At 66.8% G+C, this 19,693-nt stretch carries 17 protein-coding genes; 6 read left to right on the top strand and 11 right to left on the bottom strand.

The annotated features are described in order from the left end of the window. Positions 1 to 150 precede the first annotated feature (150 nt). The gene (locus WFJ01_RS17725) at positions 151 to 945 is read left to right on the top strand and encodes a DUF2510 domain-containing protein (RefSeq protein WP_336629878.1); all 795 of its coding nucleotides are present in this window, start codon (positions 151 to 153) and stop codon (positions 943 to 945) included. A 22-nt stretch (positions 946 to 967) separates the two neighbouring features. On the opposite strand, the gene WFJ01_RS17720 is transcribed toward WFJ01_RS17725, so the two are convergent. Together WFJ01_RS17720 and prfB are read right to left on the bottom strand one after the other, a co-directional pair. After that, complete coding sequence (locus WFJ01_RS17720; RefSeq protein WP_251447172.1) at positions 968 to 1,606, bottom strand: C40 family peptidase; 639 nt, start codon at positions 1,604 to 1,606, stop codon at positions 968 to 970. A gap of 99 nt (positions 1,607 to 1,705) precedes the next feature. Next, positions 1,706 to 2,818 carry a peptide chain release factor 2 gene (prfB, locus tag WFJ01_RS17715; RefSeq protein WP_251447169.1) on the bottom strand — a complete coding sequence of 371 codons (1,113 nt, stop codon included), beginning with the start codon at positions 2,816 to 2,818 and terminating at the stop codon, positions 1,706 to 1,708. A gap of 151 nt (positions 2,819 to 2,969) precedes the next feature. On the opposite strand from prfB, the gene WFJ01_RS17710 reads away from it, so the two are divergent. Together WFJ01_RS17710 and WFJ01_RS17705 are read left to right on the top strand one after the other, a co-directional pair. Beyond that, positions 2,970 to 4,190, top strand: coding sequence for an MFS transporter (locus tag WFJ01_RS17710; protein WP_336629896.1), 1,221 nt, complete (start codon positions 2,970 to 2,972; stop codon positions 4,188 to 4,190). Between the two features lie 60 nt (positions 4,191 to 4,250). After that, the gene (locus tag WFJ01_RS17705) at positions 4,251 to 5,744 is read left to right on the top strand and encodes a bifunctional phosphatase PAP2/diacylglycerol kinase family protein (protein WP_336629877.1); all 1,494 of its coding nucleotides are present in this window, start codon (positions 4,251 to 4,253) and stop codon (positions 5,742 to 5,744) included. Positions 5,745 to 5,789: 45 nt separating this feature from the next. Here WFJ01_RS17705 and WFJ01_RS17700 read toward each other — a convergent pair whose 3' ends face one another. The 7 genes from WFJ01_RS17700 to WFJ01_RS17670 all read right to left on the bottom strand — a co-directional run bounded on the left by WFJ01_RS17700 (position 5,790) and on the right by WFJ01_RS17670 (position 9,712). Next, the gene (locus WFJ01_RS17700; RefSeq protein WP_251447163.1) at positions 5,790 to 6,260 is read right to left on the bottom strand and encodes a pilus assembly protein TadG-related protein; all 471 of its coding nucleotides are present in this window, start codon (positions 6,258 to 6,260) and stop codon (positions 5,790 to 5,792) included. Further along, a complete protein-coding gene (locus tag WFJ01_RS17695) occupies positions 6,257 to 6,664 on the bottom strand; it encodes a TadE family protein (RefSeq protein WP_251447161.1) in 408 nt (135 codons plus the stop codon). Before WFJ01_RS17695 ends, WFJ01_RS17700 begins: the two co-directional genes overlap by 4 nt. Before the next feature lie 64 nt (positions 6,665 to 6,728). Further along, positions 6,729 to 7,145 (bottom strand): TadE/TadG family type IV pilus assembly protein, encoded by a 417-nt coding sequence (locus WFJ01_RS17690; RefSeq protein WP_336629876.1) that lies wholly within the window; start codon positions 7,143 to 7,145, stop codon positions 6,729 to 6,731. Between the two features lie 6 nt (positions 7,146 to 7,151). Continuing rightward, positions 7,152 to 7,358, bottom strand: a complete 207-nt coding sequence (locus WFJ01_RS17685) for a hypothetical protein (RefSeq protein ID WP_251447157.1) — start codon at positions 7,356 to 7,358, stop codon at positions 7,152 to 7,154. 34 nt (positions 7,359 to 7,392) lie between these two features. Continuing rightward, a complete protein-coding gene (locus tag WFJ01_RS17680; protein WP_336629875.1) occupies positions 7,393 to 8,319 on the bottom strand; it encodes a type II secretion system F family protein in 927 nt (308 codons plus the stop codon). Then, positions 8,316 to 9,170 carry a type II secretion system F family protein gene (locus WFJ01_RS17675; protein ID WP_336629874.1) on the bottom strand — a complete coding sequence of 285 codons (855 nt, stop codon included), beginning with the start codon at positions 9,168 to 9,170 and terminating at the stop codon, positions 8,316 to 8,318. Before WFJ01_RS17675 ends, WFJ01_RS17680 begins: the two co-directional genes overlap by 4 nt. Beyond that, on the bottom strand, positions 9,167 to 9,712 hold the full coding sequence (locus WFJ01_RS17670; RefSeq protein WP_442928068.1) for an ATPase, T2SS/T4P/T4SS family: 546 nt from the start codon (positions 9,710 to 9,712) through the stop codon (positions 9,167 to 9,169). The genes WFJ01_RS17675 and WFJ01_RS17670 overlap by 4 nt, the downstream gene beginning before the upstream one ends. A gap of 219 nt (positions 9,713 to 9,931) precedes the next feature. Here WFJ01_RS17670 and WFJ01_RS17665 point away from each other — a divergent pair, with 219 nt between their 5' ends. The 3 genes from WFJ01_RS17665 (at position 9,932) to WFJ01_RS17655 (ending at position 13,185) form a co-directional block, all read left to right on the top strand. After that, on the top strand, positions 9,932 to 10,993 hold the full coding sequence (locus WFJ01_RS17665; protein ID WP_336629873.1) for a hypothetical protein: 1,062 nt from the start codon (positions 9,932 to 9,934) through the stop codon (positions 10,991 to 10,993). Between the two features lie 411 nt (positions 10,994 to 11,404). Continuing rightward, positions 11,405 to 12,160, top strand: a complete 756-nt coding sequence (locus tag WFJ01_RS17660) for a hypothetical protein (protein WP_336629872.1) — start codon at positions 11,405 to 11,407, stop codon at positions 12,158 to 12,160. Between the two features lie 89 nt (positions 12,161 to 12,249). Beyond that, positions 12,250 to 13,185 (top strand): hypothetical protein, encoded by a 936-nt coding sequence (locus tag WFJ01_RS17655; protein ID WP_336629871.1) that lies wholly within the window; start codon positions 12,250 to 12,252, stop codon positions 13,183 to 13,185. A 273-nt stretch (positions 13,186 to 13,458) separates the two neighbouring features. On the opposite strand, the gene WFJ01_RS17650 is transcribed toward WFJ01_RS17655, so the two are convergent. After that, a complete protein-coding gene (locus WFJ01_RS17650; protein ID WP_336629870.1) occupies positions 13,459 to 17,070 on the bottom strand; it encodes a hypothetical protein in 3,612 nt (1,203 codons plus the stop codon). A 297-nt stretch (positions 17,071 to 17,367) separates the two neighbouring features. Next, complete coding sequence (locus WFJ01_RS17645) at positions 17,368 to 19,539, bottom strand: tetratricopeptide repeat protein (RefSeq protein WP_336629869.1); 2,172 nt, start codon at positions 19,537 to 19,539, stop codon at positions 17,368 to 17,370. Positions 19,540 to 19,693 lie beyond the last annotated feature (154 nt).

The raw sequence follows: 19,693 nt of genomic DNA, 5'->3' as shown, positions 1-19,693 counted from the left end.
CGCGCGGCGGGTTGGCGGCGCCGAGTCGGCGGGATCCCGGTCCGGCGAGTTTGCTGTCCCGGATGATTCTGGGAAGACTCTGTGCGAGTGTTATTGGAACGCTGAGGATATCGCCGATGGGGCGCGATCCTCGCCAACGGGAGGGGCTCCATGGAAACGCCGGCAGGCTGGTACGACGACGGATCCGGAAGGCAACGCTGGTGGGACGGCCGGCAGTGGACCGACCAGTACGCCGGCCCGCAGCAGCCATCGACCCCTCCGGTCGTTCCGGGCTCCCCCGCCCCCTCGATGGGCGCGCCGCAGATGGCCGCACCCCAGATGGCCGTGCCCGGGACGGCCGTCCCCGCGATGGCCGCACCCACGCCCGGGACCAAGCGCGTCGGGGTGCTCGGCTGGATCGCGCTGGGAGTCACCGCCGTCGGCGCGATCGTCTCCTGGATTCCGCCGATCATGCTGTTCGGCTGGATCCTGCTGGGCATCGGATTCGTGCTCTCGATCGTCTCGCTGTTCCTCCGGGGCGCGAAGTGGCCGGGAATCGTGGGGATCGCGCTCTCGATCGTCGCGGGCATCGTCTCCGGCATCGTGCTGTTCACGGTCTTCCTCGGCTATGCGAGCACGCATCCGGACGAGTTCGACGGATCCGCTCCGGCGGCATCCGATGCGGCGACGGATCCGGGCACCACGACCACCGATGCCGCGGACAGGCCCTCCGCTCAGGAGGTCGCCGACGGGTTCCTCGTCATCATGGACGCGGCGGGCGCCAGCGGCCAGTACACCGACGATGAGGCGCTGTGCATCGGACAGCATCTCGTCGACTCGGAGGTCTCGACCGAGAGTCTCATCAACGTGGCGGACGGACGCGACATCCAGTCCGACGAGACCGAGCGGCAGCTGGTCGTTCAGACGACCATGGAGGCGGTCACGGCCTGCAAGACGGCGCCGTGATCCGCGGCGCCGCGCCGGGCGCTCAGAGCCGGATGTAGATCGGCGGGCCCGAGCTCGCCCACGGCGCGTGGTGTTCGACGTAGCGCCCCCAGTCGGGCGAGTCGATGATGCCCCCGGCGCCGTCCCAGATGCCGATGTGCCGCCCCGGCCACCAGACCAGATCCCCGGCCCGCGCCTCGTCGGCGGAGATCACGGTGCCGAGCGCGGCCTGGTTGTCGGCGCCGCGGGGAAGACTGATCCCGAAGTGGCCGAACACGTACTGGACCAGTCCGTCGCAGCCGAAGGAGTCGCTCGGGTCGGCGCCCCAGCCGTAGGGGACCACGCCGACGAAGGTCTCGGCGTAGGCGACGACGGCCTCACCGGAGAACGACTGCGGCGCGGCGGATGCCGATGCGGCCGTCGCCGAGGACGCGGGCGCCTCGGAGGCAGCGGGTGCGGCGGGCGGCGCCGGCGGCGTGTAGACCTCGAACGCGGCGCGGGAGAGGGTCTGCTCCTGAGCGGCGGACGCGACCGTGTAACTCTGCGGATCCACGACGAGCGACACCGCGCTGCGCCCGGCGGACGGGTCCGCGGGAGGGAAGGCGAACGCCGCCGTCGCCGCCGCAGGAAGGATCAGCGCTGCGATGGCGCAGCCGGCCGCCGTCTTCCGGGTCAGAGTCATCGGGATTCTCCGTGTCACCGTCATCGGGAGACCACCCTACGGGGATTCCCGTGCTCCGTCACCTGGGAAGGCGCTGAGCAACCGGGAGTCCGACGGCAATCAGTCGTCTTCGTCCTTGCGCTTGCGCCAGCGGATCCCTGCCGAGATGAAGCCGTCCAGGTCGCCGTCGAAGACCGTCGCAGGGTTGCCGGACTCGTGTCCGGTGCGCAGATCCTTGACGAGCTGCTGGCCGTAGAGGAAGTAGGAGCGCATCTGGTCGCCCCAACTCGCCGTGATGTTGCCGGCGAGCTCCTTCTTCTTGGCGGCCTCCTCCTCCTTCTGCAGCAGCAGCAGGCGGGTCTGCAGCACGCGCATGGCGGCGGCGCGGTTCTGGATCTGCGACTTCTCGTTCTGCATCGACACGACGATGCCGGTCGGCAGGTGCGTGATGCGCACCGCGGAGTCGGTCGTGTTGACCGACTGGCCGCCGGGACCCGAGGAGCGGAACACGTCGACGCGGATGTCGCCCTCGGGAATGTCGACCTCGGTAGCCTCCTCCATGAGCGGGATGACCTCGACGGCGGCGAACGACGTCTGGCGCTTGTCGGCGGATCCGAACGGGCTGATCCGGGCGAGGCGGTGGGTGCCCGCCTCCACCGAGAGGGTGCCGAAGGCGTAGGGCGCATCGACCTCGAAGGTCGTGGACTTGATGCCCGCGCCCTCGGCGTAGGAGGTGTCCATGACCTTGACCGGGAACTTGTGGCGCTCGGCGTAGCGCAGGTACATGCGCAGCAGCATCTCGGCGAAGTCGGTGGCGTCGTCGCCGCCCGCACCCGAGCGGATCGTGATGATCGCGGCACGCTCGTCGTACTCGCCGTCCAGCAGGGTCTGCACCTCGAGCTGATTCACCGTGTCGGTGAGGGAGGCGAGCTCGGCGCGCGCCTCGGCGGCGGAGTCCTCGTCCTCCATCTCGTTGGCGAGCTCGACCAGCACCTCGAGGTCGTCGAGACGCTGCTCCACCTCGGTGACGCGCTTGAGGTCCGCCTGGCGGTGGCTGAGGGCGCTCGTCACCTTCTGCGCCTTCTCGGGGTCGTCCCAGAGGTCGGGCGCGCCCGCTTCCTCGCTGAGGCGTTCGATGTCGGCGCGGAGTCCCTCGACGTCGGCGACCTCGCGGATGTCGCCGAAGGTCTGACGGAGGGCCGCGATTTCGGCGGAGAGATCAAGTTCGAGCATGGCACCTCAGAGTATCGCGCGCAGCGATGCCCTGACGAACCCTCGGGCCAGATCGTCGCCGCCCGCGGGTGCGCGACCCGGCATCCGCGCACGGGTCTACCGTGGAGTCGTGGCGGAACGGGCGATCTCAGTGCTGTGGAAGTTCGGCCCGATGGTGTACCTGCCCACCCTCCTCTTCTCGCTCGGCGAGGGCGCGGTCGTGCCGCTCATCCCCGTGATCGCGGCGAGCAGGGGCGCGACGCTCGCGTCGGCGGGTCTCATCGCCTCGGCGCTCGTGGTGGGACAGCTGTGCGGCAACATCCCCGCGGGCTGGCTGGTGTCGCGGGTCGGCGAGCGGTACACGATGGTGATCGCCGGTGCCCTCTCCCTCATCGGCGTGGTCGCGGGAGCGCTCGCGCCGAGCCTCGTCGTGTTCACGGTCGCCGTGTTCGTGGTCGGCATGTCGGCGGCGGCGTTCGGACTGGCCCGGCACGCGTTCATGACGACCCGTGTTCCCGTCGAGTTCCGCGCCCGCGCGCTGTCGCTGCTGGGCGGCTCCTTCCGTGCCGGCATGTTCGTGGGGCCCTTCATCGCCGCCGCGCTGCTGGCTCTGTTCCACACCGAGAACGCCGCCCTGTGGTTCTTCGTCGTGCTGCTGGTCGCGCTGATCCTGCTCGTGCTGTTCGGGCCGGATCCGGAGGCGCAGGCCGCGGCCGCCGATCGCGATCCCGGCGATGTCGAGGACACCGGTGAGGCGGTGAGCGGATCGATCCCCACGATCGAGCGCGCGGGCGTCTTCCGCACGATGTGGCGCAACCGCGGGGTGCTGGGGCGCCTGGGCCTCGCCGCGGCGAGCCTCTCGGCCGTGCGCTCCGCCCGCCAGGTGGTGCTGCCGCTGTGGGGCGTCTCGATCGGGCTGGACGCCTCGTCGATCGCCCTGGTGGTCGGCGTCTCCGGCGCGATCGACTTCGCCCTGTTCTACGCGAGCGGTCAGGTCATGGACCGCTTCGGCCGCCTCTGGGCCGCGCTGCCGGCGATGGTGCTGATGGGCGCCGGCTTCCTCGTGCTCTCCCTCACGCACGACGCGAGCACGAGCGTGCTCTGGTTCGGCATGATCGCCGCGGTGCTCGGCGTCGGCAACGGGCTCTCCAGCGGAATACTGCTCACGCTCGGAGCCGACGTCGCCCCGCAGTCCGAGCCCGCCGCGTTCCTCGGCTCCTGGCGCACGCTCACCGACGCCGGCGGCGCGATCGCTCCCCTGCTGTTCTCGGGGATCGCGGCGATCAGCTCGCTCGCGATCGGAGCAGCCGCCATGGGCGCGATCGGGATCATCGGCGCCATCGGGTTCCTGCGGTTCATCCCCCGGTTCGTGCCGCGACGGACCACGCTCTAGCGCCCCGCAGCGGGCGCTCCGACACCGGCTCTTCGCTACCGTGGATCGAGGAGGTGTCCGATGACACGCAGGAGAAGCCCCCGCCCGATCCGCGACGCGGCTGCCGAGGCACGAGAGCAGGTGCGCGCACTGGACGCGGCTGTCTTCTCCGCGGTCGCGACGACGCCCAGCCCGGTCCTGGACCGCTGGATGCCTCGGCTCACGAACGCCGCCGACCACTCTCTGCTGTGGCTCGGGATCGCGGGTGGCCTCTATCTGACCGGACGCAGCCGCGCGCGGCGCGCCGGCCTGCGCGGGGTCGTGACCCTCGGGGCGACGAGCCTCATCGCGAACCAGCTCGCCAAGCGCCTGCATCGTCGCGAACGTCCGATCCAGACGCTCGTCCCGCTCGGCCGGCTGTCCCGCAGGACGCCGCACTCCTCCTCGTTCCCCAGCGGGCATGCGGCGAGCGCTGCGGCCTTCGCCGCCGGGGTCAGCGCCGAGCTTCCGGCGGCGGGCGTGCCGCTCCAGGTGCTCGCGGGACTCGTGGGCTTCTCCCGGGTCGCCACCGGAGCGCACTACCCTTCGGATGTCGCCGCGGGTCTCGTCCTGGGCAGCACGGTCGCGGCCATCGGTCGACGGCTCGTGCCTCCCGTGCCGACGCCGGCCGTGTCCGCCCCTCGCGAGCTCGACCAGCTGCAGCCCCGCCCCCGTGGCAAGGGCGTCACGCTGGTCGTCAACCCGGCGTCCCACAGCGGGCGCGGCGCAGATCTCACGCGCGTCCTGCGGCGGGCGCTGCCCGACATGGGGATCGTCGAGCTGCACGAGTCCGACGACGTCGCGGCGGTGATGCGCCGAGCGGCCGCCGGAGCGGACGTGCTCGCGGTCGCCGGCGGCGACGGCACCGTGGCCGCCGCCGCGCAGGCCGCGATCGAGAGGGATCTCCCGCTCGCGGTGTTCCCCGGCGGAACCTTCAATCACTTCGCCCGCACGATCGGCGCCGACCGCGTGAAGGACACGGTGCGCGCGATCCGGCGCGGCACGGCGACGAAGGTCGATGTCGGCTACCTCAACGACCAGATCTTCCTCAACACGGCCAGCGTCGGCGCCTACACCGATTTCGTGCGCATCCGCGAGGGGAGGGAGAAGAAGATCGGCAAGCCGCTCGCGGCGCTCGTCGCCGGGTGGCGGACGATGCGCAAGGACCGCGCGGTCTCCGTGACAGTCGACGGCAGGACCCGGGAATCGAGTCTGCTGTTCATCGGGAACGGCCAGTACCAGCCGCACGGCTTCGCCCCCACCGTGCGCGAAGACCTTCAGGACGGCCTGATCGATCTGCGGATCCTCGACGTGTCCGGCCGCTGGTCGCGCTTCGTCGTCCTGCTCGCGACACTCACCGGACAGCTGGCCCGGGTGAAGCAATACCACGAGGTGTCCGCTCCGGAGTTCGAGATCGGCCTCCCCGGCGGACCCGAGCGCATCGCGCGCGACGGCGAGGTGGGCGAGGCGAGCGATCACCTGCGTGTGCGCGCGGCGCGTCGTGCGCTGACGGTCTATCGGGCGCATCGCAGCTGAGCGCGACGACGAAGCGGTCGCGCCTCTTGCGAGCCGCCATCGGGCTCACTCGAGCGAGGTGCGGCTCGTCCCCGTGGAGCGGATCGAGACCACCGCCGGCACGAGGTCGCTGAGCAGCGGCGGCGACCAAGTGGCCTTCACCGTCACGCGGGCGGAGAGCCCGTCCGGACTGCTCGCGGAGACGAGTTCCGTGCCGTCGTCGAGCACCGCGATCACCGCGGCCGCCTGCTCCGCGACGTCCGCATCATCGAGCCGCGCACGGATCCCCGCGCCGTCCACCTGCAGCCGGAAGCCGTCCGCTCCGGCGAGCGCCGCCGCATCCGCCACGGAGTCGAGGCGCTTCTGCGCGATGTAGAGATCCGTGGCGCACACGCATACCCAGATCAGGGCGATCGCGAGCACCAGGTATCCGAGGATGAGGGGCACCGTGCTCCCCCGCTCATCGGCGAGCAGGTTCCGTCGGCGAGCGCCCTGCGCCCGTCCCTGGAACGTCTCCGATCCGCGCACCACGCTCATCCGCCTGTCCACGTGCGCGAGACCTTGTACGCCGATGAAGCCTGCACCGGCACGGCGCCGATCCGGTCCCTGCCGGACATCGGCGGCAGGAACGGCAGCGCGACCTTCGCGGTGACCGTGACCACGACGGTCGCACCGGCGGACGGGCATTCCGCGCCGCGCGGCGCGCATCGGATGTCGACCTCGACGGTGTCCGGATCCATCTCGTACTCCGCGATCGCGGACCGCACGGCGGCGTCGGCGCGAGCGGTCGCATCCGCCCCGTCCGTCGCCGCGCTCATGGTCCGGGCCATGTGCCGCGCGGCGGACTCGACTCCGAGCATCTCCTCCTGGATCGCACCGAGGGCGATCACGAGGTACAGGAGCGGAACCAGCAGGATCACGCCCAGTCCGATGAACTCCACGGCTGCGGATCCTGTCTCGCTGGAGTGCCGCAGCCGACGTCTCTCCGAGAGCGGTGACGACATCTCACCCGGCTGCGGCGAACGACTCCACGGGAGCACGGCCGGTCACCTCCAGTGCCGACGGCACCCCGAGCAGGCCGATGACCGGCAGCGTGGTGCGCACCGTCACCTCCATCGTGGGCACACCCAGCGCCGTCGTCTCACGCACGCTGACGTCCCGGGCGTCGTCGGCGCCGAGGGCACGGGCGATGACCGCCTCGGTGCGCTGAGCACCTTCACCGGGTTCCGTGTCGGCGAGAGCCGCGATATGCGCGCCCTCGACGGCCGCATCGTGCACGACGTTGCGCACGTAGATCGCGAGCGCGAGCTGCAGCACGGCGAGGGTGAGCAGCGTCAGCAACGCACCCACCAGCACGAACTCGACCGGCCCGGAACCGCGATCGTCACCGGGAGCACCGCTCCCTCGCATCACACCGTTCATGTCGGATCAGAGCCCGCTCACGCGCGCGATCGCCTGCTCGAACAGGTTGGTGAGCGCGGGCCCCGCCACGGCCCAGATCAAGACGACGAGCCCCGCGGTCATCAAGGTGATCAGCACCCAGCCGGGGACGTCACCCCGTTCCGGGTCCTCGGACGGATCGAGAGACGACGGGTCCGGACGGGCGGGCGACGCGGGCGCACGTTCAGCGAGCATGTGAGGTTCCTTTCAGGGAGGCGCTCGGACCGGATCAGCCGATGCCGAGCCGCAGGATGAAGACGCCGGGGAACACGGCGAAGAGGACGCTGAGGGGAAGGATCAGGAAGACCAGCGGCAGGAGCATCAGGATCTCCTTGCGGCCGGCCTGTTCGATCAGGCCGCGCTTGGTCTCCTCCCGCGCGTCCGAGGCCTGTGCCTGGAGCACGGCAGCCAGCGGGGCGCCGCGTTCCAGGGCGGCGACGATCTGATCGACGGCACGGGTCAGTGGCCGGATCTGGAGCCGATGCGCGCCGTCACCGAGGGCGTCCGCGAGCGAGGATCCCGTGTTCGCGGCGAGTGTGACGCCGCGCAGCTCGGCGCTGAGCTCACCCGACCCGGCCGCGCCCACGCGGCGCAGCGCGTCGGGCAGGCCCTCTCCGGCGGACAGGCAGAGCGCGAGGAACTCGAGCACGGTCGGCAGCTCCTCGACGAGACGGGAAACTCGCGCTCTCGCCCGGGCGCCGAGCAGCGCGTCGCAGGTCACACCGCCGGTCACCGCCGACAGCAGCGGAAGCAGCGCGACCGGTGCCGACAGCCGTCCGATCAGAGCGAGGACGACGGTGGCGGCGGCCCCCGCGGCCAGCCCGGTCAGCACCCACATCAGCTGTCGGCTGCGGAAGGCGCCCGACCCGCCGCTCAGCCCGGCCTGCGCCATCCGCAGGGTCACCCCGGCGTCTCCCCCGCCGAACAGTCCCAGGGCGCCCTTGAGCCGGGTCGACCACGACCCGCCCGCGGGCATCCGCCACGGCAGCCGGGGGGTCGGCTCGGCGAGGTCGACGATGTCCCGCAGGTGCGGCGCGATCCGCGCACCCAGATCCGCCCAGCGCCACCGCGGGAAGGCCGCGAGGACGAGGAGGACGCCGGCGGCGAACGCGCCACCGAACAGCACGGCGATGGCCAGCCCCGAGATCGCGCTCACCGGAACCACCTCCGCTGCTCGGGCAGCCGACCGATCCGCAGCATGATCCGGAACGCGACGAACGACACCACGGCACCGCCCAGGATCAGGGCGATCCCCTCGGGAGTGGCATAGGCTCGCGAGCCTTCGGGCCGCAGCAGGAGCAGCACCAGGATCACCCAGGGAGCGATCGCCCCCAGCACCGCGGCACCGCGGATCCACGACTGCCGCGCCTCCACCTCGGCGCGCAGTGCCGCCTCCGCCCGCACAGAACCCGACAGCGCGCGCAGCACGGTGCTGAGCTCGGTTCCGCCGACCTCGCGGGCCATCCGCAGCGTCTCGATGATCCTGTCCCCGACTGGATCCGCGAGCGCGTCCTTGAGTTTCGCGGCGGCATCATCGAAACGCCCCGTGCCGTGCAGATCGCGCGCGAACGCCGCGAAGGCCGGACGCAGCGGCCCCGGCGCCGCCCGCTCCAGCGCCGCCACGGCATCCGGCAGCGGCATGCCCACACGGATCGAGGCGATGAGCAGATCGCACACGTCGAGCCAGAGACCGCGCCGTATCCGGAGCAGGCGCTGACGGCGCGAACGCAGGAACACCACCGGCGCCGCAGCGCCCGCCACGCTCAGTACGAGCACGAAGGCGACGGCGCCGGTCATCAGCCACGCGACCGCACCCGAGACGAGGCCGCCGGAGAGCACCACGAGCGCGAACACCCGCACGTCGGCGCGGAATCCCGCCTCGCGCAGCAGCCGCGTCGGCACCCCGGCGCGCGGCAGCCGCACCGGCCCCGCGCCGGCCGGCCACAGCCACGGGCTGGCTGCGAGAACGACACCGGCTGCGAGCAGCGCACCCAGCAGCAGAGTCACGCGACGGCCTCGTCGACGTGGGTACCCGCGGAGACGGCTCGGTAGCCGATGCGACCGTCGGGTTCGACGGCGGTCGGGGCGATGACCTCGACCACCCGGCGCCTCCCGTCGGATTCCCGCCGGCAGTGCACGACGAGGTCGACGGACGCGGCGAGCGCGGGCGCGATGAAGGCCCGATCGATGTTGCGTCCGGCGAGCAGCGGCAGCATGCTCAGCTTCTCCAGCGCGTCCGGGGCCGAGTTCGCGTGCACGGTCGCCGCGCCGGGAACGCCCGTGTTCAGGGCGAGCACGAGGTCGAGCGCCTCCGCGTCGCGCACCTCGCCGACGACGAGCCGATCCGGCCGCATCCGCAGCGCCTCCTTCACCAGGCGCCGCAGGGCGATCTCACCGGCGCCCTCCAGGCTCGCCTGCCGCCCCTGGAGGGCGACGAGGTCGGGTGCTCGCACGCCGAGCTCGAACGTCTCCTCGACCGTGATCACGCGCTGGTGCCCGCACTCCGCGACGAGCGCGGCCAGCAGTGTCGTCTTCGCTGCAATCCCCATACATTTTCGCTTCAGAATGTTCCATCTGACCAGCCAATTCATGAGGCTAGCGGCTTGAGCGGTCGACGGCTGAGTTGAGGGCTGGTCTCACACGTCGGGTTGCGCTTTCGGAACCCCCATTTCCGGCTTAGGCCGGAGGTCCCGCGGAGCCCGGCTCTACCAGACCGGCAAAAGTCTGGGAGTATTAGCGAACCCGCCCAAGCCCTGAGGACACGACCGATGAGCACCTCGCCGCTGACCATCACGCCTGGGGAAGAGCCACGCCTCCGCCAGGTCATGAAGGACATCCAGAACGACGTCGCCGCGTACTACGCCGAGACCGCCCGGGGCGGTGACCTCGGCGTATGCGCTCGCAACTGGCTCGGCCGGGTGCAAAACCTCAACGACCTGCTCACGAAACAGATCAGTGACAGTGCCACTTACCAGGCGCTGTTCACGCCGACGCCCACGCCTGGCGCCGAGCTCCTCAATGCGGTCAAGTACGCCCGCAACGTAGACCAACACCTGATGTTTGAGGTCTCGCCGAGCGAGGACGTCATCATCGGCGGTATCCACGGCATGCGGACCTACGGCCGTTGGCGCCCCATCCCTGCCGCAACGCATGCCGAGCTGGAGAAGCGTACGCAGCGCCTGCAACCCGCGTATCAGGCGAACTTGGAGGGCAAGGAGCTGACGAGCACGATGCTTACTGTGCTCCGGCTCTTCGCCGACATCGCGCCACAGATCGTGCACCGGGATCACCGCGGTGAGTGGACCGGGTTCCCGCTCAAAAGCCAGCCGGCGGTCGGTGACCCTTTGCACCCCGAGGAGCCGGTTGACGACATCGCGGCCGCGAACGCCTGGCTCAACGGGCGCTGCCCGAACGGCGATCTGCGAGTCGTCGTCGGGCAGTTCTCCATGGAGGGGGCGCATTACCTTGTCGGGTTTACCTTCGCTGATCAGCTCTCCTTCTCACCGTTCGTCGAAACGCCCGAGCAGGTGGATCGTGACATCGCTGCAGGGTTCACCTATCTCCAGGGAGACGTAGCGGCAAACGTTGAGAACGTCACCAAGGGGTTCCCCATGCCTCCGAACAGTGCTGTTCTCCGAAGCCCGAAGGACGCGACGACGTGGGCGACTCCGCTCACCGAAACACGGTACGAAGCAGACTGGATGATCGGCTTTGACCCAGACAGCTGGCGGCACATAGTGTCGGTCGAGCATCCGGGCTACGTCCCGGACTTCGTGGCGTACGAGCGACGTCGGGCGCTCCGGCTGTACGCCCAGGTGCCGCCCCGCTAGTAGCAGCCGCAAGCAGAATGCCGCCCTCCCCACGTTGGCTGTGGTGTGGTGTGGTGAGCCTAGACAAGAGAGCCCGTAACCAGGCGCTCAGCCAGCAGCGTTCGAACCGCCGCTCGGGCGGCAGAGTAAAAAGCTCACGCGATCAACCGTAGAAGGCGTGTCCTCCTGCCGGATATCCCGATTCGCGGAGTCCCACAGCCAACGATCGGGCAGCTGTGTCGCGCGCCGGGCGACCGGAGCCGGGCTCCTTTGCGAGTCGACAGGTCGTAAGCGGTGGACTTCGCGTCGCCAAGATGCTGGCCACGCCATGATGGGAGAATGCTCGCTGTCATCTTCGACACCACCCTCTTCGAGACCGCCCTACGCTCCGTGAGTGGACCTGGGCAGCGCCCGGGAATGGCGGTCCGCTGAGTGGCTGGCTTCGATGCGACCTTCAGGGCATCTCAACGCGACATGCCGATCGTTCGGGCGTGCTTCGTCGCCATCCGGCTTCGCGCTCGAAAGCTTGGCGCGCGCGTCAAGACTGAGGTGTACGAAGACGGCGCATACATCTGCTTCAACGCCAACACGTACGTTTTGGACATCCTCCTTGAGCGGTTGCGCCGCGACCTGCCGACGATCGCGGAGGCGACACCGAGCGAGCGCTCCCCCGCAGCGCGGCGCCGGACAGCCAACGGTCTGGTCGAGATCCTCAACCGATACCGCGGCATGATGTACGACCGGTACGACGAGGACTGGGTCCCTACATTGCGCGGGCGCACGATGCCTGCCACGGGCGTCATTCATGACCTCTTCCCTCGCGACGCTCCCCATCTGATGGATCGCCTGCTCGTGACGATGGATCTGCTGGCGTCTTGGCACTTCGACGAGGTCGCGCCCGAGGTGCTGCTGGAGGAGATGCACACTGCCGCGGAGCTGATGCTGAAGTCCTTCGGGATCCCCAGGGCGACGCGCATGAGCTTCGCAGAGCTCGTCGATGCCGCTCACGAAGAAGGTCGGATTCGCAGCGACCATCACGATACCCTCCTGTCGATGAAGACGACGAGAGCCCGAGTCAAACACCGCGGTTCGACGGACGCTGGTGAGTGGCTCGATGCGCACTTCTGGGACGGGGCACGGGCGCTGGAGGCTCTGTCCGCTGAGGTTCGAGCGCAGGAGGGGCCATGACAACTGATGCCTCGTCGGAAGCGGCATCGTCGAGTACTCGTCGCGAAGTCGGGTCGCCTCAGTGGTGCGCGCGTCTGTTGCGGACGACGATGGATGACTCGCTGCAGTGCATTACCGATGTGCTCGCGGTCGCCGGCGACAGACGACCGGGCGCGCCGCGCACAGTGCTGAACGAGTACGTGCACGCTAAAGAGCACGCGGAGTTCCTGGGCTCGGTCGTGCTTCAGAGCAAGATCGACATGGAACGCTCTATCCGGGCCGTCGCTGACCTCGTGAACGGGATCATCACGATCTTCGAGTCCGCCGCGTCGGCGCCGATGAGTGCGATGGTCCTCGCCAGATCGGCGGGCGAGATCGTGATGCGGTTCTGCTACATCTACGACCCTGAGGTCCCGCCGGCGCGAACACTCTTGCGTATGGCGGCGTTCCAGATCGAATCTGTCGAGGACAACCTCCGGACGGCGGAGGCGTTCGGCGTCCACGGTAAGCGCGACGCGCATGATGCACGCGAACAGATCCCGACGATGCATGAGTTCTTCACGAGCCACGGCGTCGAGCGCACGCCGGACTCGCGACGTCCCGAGTTCACGGTGAACCTGCGCCTCGACGGAGCGACCGAGAACGTGAAGTTCAACGCCACCGACGCGTACAGACGCTACCTGCGGGTCGGCTTCTGGGACTGGGCGCTGGGCTCGGGTGCAACCCACGGGCGAGGGTGGTTCCTGCCGAACGTCATCGGCACGTTCGACGAAGCGCCTTTCATGGACCGGAACGAGATAGCCGTGACCGTCACCCTTCAGATTCTTGAGCTCGCGACGGCATTCGCTGTCGCAGCAGGCGGTCACACGGGCGCTGACACGGATGAGTATCTTCGCAGGGTTCATCTGCGGCGTCTTGGCGTGACTGGAGCCGATCGTGGGAACGAGGGAAACGCAGTGAGTCACCGAGAGTACGGCGACCGGGTCGTGGCGCCGAGGTTCCCGATGGGGACCGGGGGAGCCAGTTTCGCTGGTCCTCGCGGCTGACTCGCAGGGATGTCGCAGCGGCGCCCTATCCCTGGAATGGGGTTCCGCGGAACAGAGTGGGTGCGGCTCCGAAACTGATACCGCCGAAGGTAGCTGCCGGAGCTGACGTCGTTATCCGTCAGTCGGCAGCGCACCGTTATCGACGCCTTCGTGTCCAACCTGGTCGTGCAGCCTCGGCGCTCTGACCGCGGCTTCTGTTCACAGATTCAGATTGGCTCCCCTGACGATTGCGTGTTGGAGCATTCTGCTGTGCAGTCAGGGGCGAGTAACTCTTCATAAGTCGAGACCTTCGAGGTGTCGCTTGACCTCTTCGTCGTTGCGGCGGCCTTCGTCTCGGTAGCCGTTTGCGACGTCACGTAGCACGGACGCCGTGCGTGGATGTGTCGCCTGCACCCCAGCTGCCCAGGAGTCGTATCGATCCGCCAAAGCGTATTCCTGGTCCCCTCCCTCCGTCATTCCACGTGACGTCACGCCCCTCTTGTTGTAGAGACCGATGCTGAATCCGCGCTCCAGCCGATCGTTGGGAGCCGCTTCGAGTGCGTCCCGGACAGGCAGAGTCGGGAACGTACCGTCAGGGTCTACAGGAGCGTGGGCGAGGACTTCTCCGATCTGAAGCTCACCGATCTCAATCTGGCCGGCCTGAACCAGAAGCCTGCGAGCTTCGTCGAGCCATTCGTTGAATGCGCTTCCGTCCACGGTGCCATCGGGGGTGGTCCCAGGGACAACTTTCCATGCGCGGAGGAGTCGGTACGCGTTAGAAGCAACGGTGGGACTGGCTTTTCGCGGCTGACGATCGGGGTCCTCATCCGCCCGTCGGAAGATGAGTTCTATGAGCTGCACGAAGGTCTGAGGACTACGGGCAAGAAGATTTTCGAGGGACAACGTATGGGCGTCGTCATGAAGGAGCGGGAGGTATCTCCATTCCAGGCTCGCAACAGTCTCTTCGCTAACGCCCTCCTGCTTCAGGTACTGGATCAAGCCAGAGATGTCGTAACTGGATACACGTGCCGACTCTGCGTCTTCGGCGTCTCCGAAGGTGCTCAGCGCGCGAATGACCAGATCTGTGTCGAGGTCGGACTGACGTGTGGCGTACATACTCAACGCATCCAGTGCCACCGCTACACGCCCGTGCTCGATCAACTGGCGCACAGACTCATTGACGAATGGGAAGTCTGAGCCGCGTCCGTACGGCATGAACTCGGCCCAGTACGCGCGTTCGACCTCTGCGCCGTACTCTCCCAGCAGCCCCCATGCATCCCGAACATCTGCGCTCAACAAAAGCAGCCGCGCCTGCACGGATGGATGCCCAGTGAACCGATCGACCCACTCTCGGATGGGGGTGAAGTCAGAGCTGAAGCGCCCCCGAGCGTATCCGTCCGCGAACTGGAGGTGTGCTTGATTCGAACTCTCAAGAAGCGCCAACACAGCCGCATCATCGTCATCACTCGCACGAGCCAGCGAGAAGCCGACGGTCGCGGGGAGCTTTACGCGTTCCGCGAGAGAAACAACTGCATCGCGACCTTCGCGCTGCAGAATATCCAAGATCGCCCGCTCGCGAACCTCGCCAAGCGTGCGATCGTAGGCTTGAAGGTGTTCCTCGAAGCTCTCTCCGATGTTCGGATGCCAATCGTCGAACAGCCACCGATGCGTTTCACTCGGATATGCGGGACGCAACCGGTCGCGAACGACGGCCAGACCAGTAAGAGAATCGGCGTCCATCGACCATTCAGCGTCACGGCGTTCCTGCTCCTCTTGGTGGCGCACGAGGCGATCGATGGCCTCCCAGAGCAGCAGCCCTTCCTCTCCGCTGAGATCCTGCGGATCAACGGTTCCGAGGGCGCGTAGGGCATCCTGTCGTGACTCTCGTGGCATGTATGCCAGCTTCGGAAGAACGGAAACCCACCGGCTCGGCTCCTTCGATGCGAGCGACACAAGTCGGTCAACGATCGCCTTCACCATCTCGACAAGTGCACTTCGTGGGACGTTCGGCTCGCTGGGTCCTCCCCAGGCGCGAAATTCGGGGCGATGGCTTTGGACACCAAACGCCGACGGTTCGGGTATCAGATCGATGAGCAGCTTCCACGCAACATCCGGGTGACGCCGGAGCAACGCATCCAGAGTCTGTACGCGAGTAGCGACAGGTGCGGAGGTTTGCGGATACCACAGCCTGAAGATCGTTTCGAGACTGGCAGCTGGGCGATTGCTCAGTCGGCCGCCCGGATCGAGTTCTGCCAGCTGTGCCAGCACCTCAGCCGCATAGCCCAGATACTGCTCCGACCACGCCAGTCCCTCCAGGGCCCAAAGGAATCCGGTGTGGGGACTGCCTGCGTTCCAGTGCTGATCACCGATGTCCTGGAAGAGCCGTACAGCCGGTGGGTTCGTCCCGTTCGCGCTCTTGGCCAACGCTCGAAGGAATGGATCGGGAGCGGCTTCCGCAAGCAACGGCACAACGTCTTCCATAGACGCCCACAGTTGAGCTGTCTCGTCCTCGGTCGCCCGCTCGAACAGATTCCAAGCCACCCGCTCTGCCCACTGACGAGCAGTCCGGCCCCCGGACAACCGGAGTTCATCTCCGTGGGCTCCAAGAAGCGCGAGCGATCGACCTAGCCCCTTACGCAGATCGCTGGAGTGGATCCGGTTCTTACCGTGAATGGATGCCATCCAGCGTTCTTCGGCGGGGAGTTCGAGCCTAGGATCGATCGCGCCCAAGACGGTCTGAATCGCGTGCTCGAGCGCATCAAGATCCTTCTCGGAGATTACGTTCCGCGCCACCCTCCACGAATCTTCCGGAGCAGTTACGGCCCACGTATTCCCGACCTTTGTGAATAGCGGGTCAGGCTGCCGAACGGCCGCCGTCAGCCGTTCCTCAAGGACATCAACCCCGGCTCCAACAAGCGTCTCCAAGGCTTCAACATCGCCACTGCGGGTGCGGGTCCATGCACCTGCAAGCCAAGAACGGCGAAGCGATCGATCCTCGAGATCGGTGCGCCACGCGTCGGGATCCCGCAACTGGGTGGATACACGCCGTAGCGCCAGAAGACTCTTATTGCCCGCCCGCATATACCGATCAAGGTTGACGTCCGGCACTCCAGCCTCGCGGAGGGCCGTCCGAAGCGCGAGGTGGTCGAGGGGCGGGAGGTCGACGTCGACATCCCCATCGAGATCAGTCGTCACGAAGACAACATGGTGGTTGTTGATCAGATGCGCGTCCCTCTGCAAGTGCTCTTCGTACGGCAGAAGGATGAGGAGGCGCGAAGTCTGCTCTAGTCGCCTCAGCGTGGCCCCATCATGCACAAGAAGGGACTTAGCCAACATGGGTTCTGAGTTTTCAGGCTCCATCATCATCATCGAGCAGACCGCGAAAGCGAGCCCATCGTCGACACTGGCCGCTCGGATGAAAGTGCGACCTACCTCACCAGTGAGACGACGCGTGAGCGCCGACGCCTGATCTTCCCTTCCGGCCAGTACAACCGCACTGGTTAGGACGGGACTGAATCCACGCGAGAACCGAGTCCACCAATCCTCAATCGACGTAGCTCCGAAGGGATCCATTCCGAGCAGTTCAGATAGCCAGACCTGCACGGCGGGGCACAGCTCAAGCGCCTGCTCGATGTCATCCCCATCAAGCACCCGGACATCACGCCAGATCTTCTCGGCACGACGCCGTTGCTCCCAATCCTTCTTCTTCTCCCACCGTCGCGGCGTGACGAAGACAAAGGTGGTCTCAGACCGCTCGACCCCGCCAGCATCCTTGCGTCGATTTCGGTAGTCATCCTGCGCCTTCTTCTCAGGATCACCACCGACACCCATCTCCCAGACGCTCAGGCCTTCAGGTACGAACGATGTCGCTCGCGACGCTTCAACGAAGCCGTCGTACCCGGTCAATCCGACTCCCTCTCCGCCTCGCATCTCCACGCGCCGGACTTGATCGTTCTCAGCGCGGACGAGGCGACGCACCAGGACGGGGAGCTCATCCTGAGCAGCTCGAGTATCGGCCCACCGCTCGAGCTCGGTAGCACCTGCCAGGTGAGGCAAGCCACGTCCAAGCGCCATGTCGCGCGCCTCCCTGCTCCTGTTGCTACGGCCCCCGGTCGCTATGGAAACGATTCCATGTGATACTCGCTGCGATCCCACCCTACATTTTCATCTCGAAGCGCGCCCGGGGACGAGGCACGACCCCTCTCATCTCCCCAGGCATTTTCGGGTTTCGAGAGTATCCGGATGATTCCCTCCGAGCACCTTGGCCCGCTGCTCCAAAACCTCCTGCAGAAGGAGACGCCCCTTGCGAGCGTCTCCAAAGCGAATCTCGGCGAGTCCCAAATAATGACCCGATATTAGCGTCTGCGGGTGGTCAGTTTGCAACAATTCGCGCTTCCCACTGTAAGCAGATTCGAGCAACGGAAGAGCAGCAGGGTCATCCATTTCGAGCCGGCAGCGACCAAGATTATTGATCGCGATGAGCGTCGAAAGATCGTCGTCGCCCAAGCGAAGCCTCCGCTCAGCGACCACCTTTCGGAGAAGCCTCGCTGCCCGTTCCGGTTGCCCATCTCGGAGGAGAGCGAACGCAAGTCCTCCCTCTGCCTCGCTCTTGAGGTCCGCTGGAAGCCGCCGACGAAGAAGCGAGCTGAACACAGCGACCGCCTCACGTGTCTTGCCGTCGGAGCGAAGCGCGTTGCCCAGTCCCAGTTCGGCCCGCACCGTTGTCGGCGCTGACTTGCCGACAGACGCGATGTGGCGAACGACGCTCAGCCGGTAGAGATCGATCGCAGCTTGCTTGTGCCCGGCAGCGAGTTGAGCATGGGAAGCACGATCCAGCGCTGACAGGTGGAGGGCCGAACTTTGCCGATCGGAAGCGGGCTTCGAGTTATCGACTATGGACATCGAAATATCCTGGGAGCTTGCGAAATCGCCTTGATCGAAGGACCATTCGGCGAACGACAGCCGTAGCTCCAGGAGCTCTTCTTTCGCCGCATCATCACGCATCAGTGCGACCCCATTGCGCCAGAACGACTCCGTCGCTCTCATGAGGTATTGGGCGAGCGGCATGCGGTCCCCGGAACCTTTGGCGCCCTCAGCACCCCGAGCACTTTCTACGAGTTCAATGAAGCGCGCCGAGATCCTCGTCATCTCCTGCGAAGTCACCTGTTCTCGAACGAACCTGGCCGGTAATTCGTGAAGAGTGACGCTGCGTTCGTTGACATTCCAAACGCCTAGAGACCAGTCCACGAGACCCGCAAGCGCCCGCGTGCCCTCGCCCGTATGGTGTGGATCAAGCAGGCGCGGGTCGAATTCCACGGGCGCAACCAAAGAAGCGACTGAAAGGAAGTCCCGAGACGAAAGATCCCTATGGAGCTGATCCTTATGTACTCGGAACGACTCGACTGACCGGCCAACGGCTGCCGTGATGCTACTGGCGGTATCGGTACGACTTGGGTCCCGCAAGACCGTGGCGAGTTCCTCGGCGGCAAATTGCGCCATGTACTCGCTGATCGGCAGCTTCTCACTTCGAATGACTCCAGTTGCAGCCCACAACGCGGCGGGAAGTAATCCAACAGTAGCTGCCAAAGACTGCCTATCGGCGCTGGAAGCCTCTGGCAGGCGAGCCCGCAGATACCTGGCGGAGTGGCGTTGGGTGAAGCCAGTGATCTGAATCACATTTCCGAGATCTTCCAGGCGATGAAAGCGTGATGTGACAACGATGTGGCTCTGCCCGGCAGACGGAGTCCAGCGTTCCAACACGTCTCGGTCTATCACACCGTCGAACACAACGATGGACGGCCGCCTAGTTGACTGCAAATGGTCACGAAGCAGATCAGCGGCGACTTGGATCTCCCACTTCTTCGTGGCAATCCCAATGGCCCGTGCCGCGGTGACGAGTTCGAGTTCTGTTCCCGCCACACTCGAAGCATCTACCCAGATCACCAACCACCCGTCTCGAGCTCTGCGCCGGGCGTGTTCAGCGGCGACTTGAGTCTTGCCCGCCCCGCTCTCACCGGCCAGTACAGTTGTGCGCGGTCCATGCCGCGTGCTCCTGCCATCCTTCCGAAGCTGCTTGAGTGGAGCCCGCGGCGGAACCCACGCGATTGGTCTGCTTGGCAAGGCGCCAACCACGGTGGTCAAGGGCATCGCCCCCAGATCGGATCCTGCATCCTCACGCCGGATGATGATCACCGTCAAGACAAGAACCACCAGGAAGATCAAACCGAGAGCGGGCCAAAGAACGACAGGCGCGAGAAGCCAGGGCAACGCCTGAGGAAGCACGTTGGAAGCGATGTTTGCGCCGATTCCGAAGAGAGCTTCGGCAAGTACAAGTACCAGCAGCCAGATGATTGGGCGCCGTCTGCTGCTGGTCATGCCCATATGCTATGGCCCGTCTGAGAACTAGCCCCAGAGCATCGGAGCCTGACCCGGTTTCCCGGACAACTGAGTTGAGGCGATGATCGTCTCGGAAGGAGTCCGTGAGATGCCTGCTGCCCACCCGCCGGAGTTCCGGCGTCGAGCCCTGGAT

The sequence above is a fragment of the Microbacterium sp. MMO-35 genome, assembly GCF_037147555.1.
GTDB lineage: Bacteria > Actinomycetota > Actinomycetes > Actinomycetales > Microbacteriaceae > Microbacterium.
The sequence above is the reverse complement of the archived record's forward strand: the minus strand, read 5'-3'. Positions and strand labels throughout refer to the sequence as shown.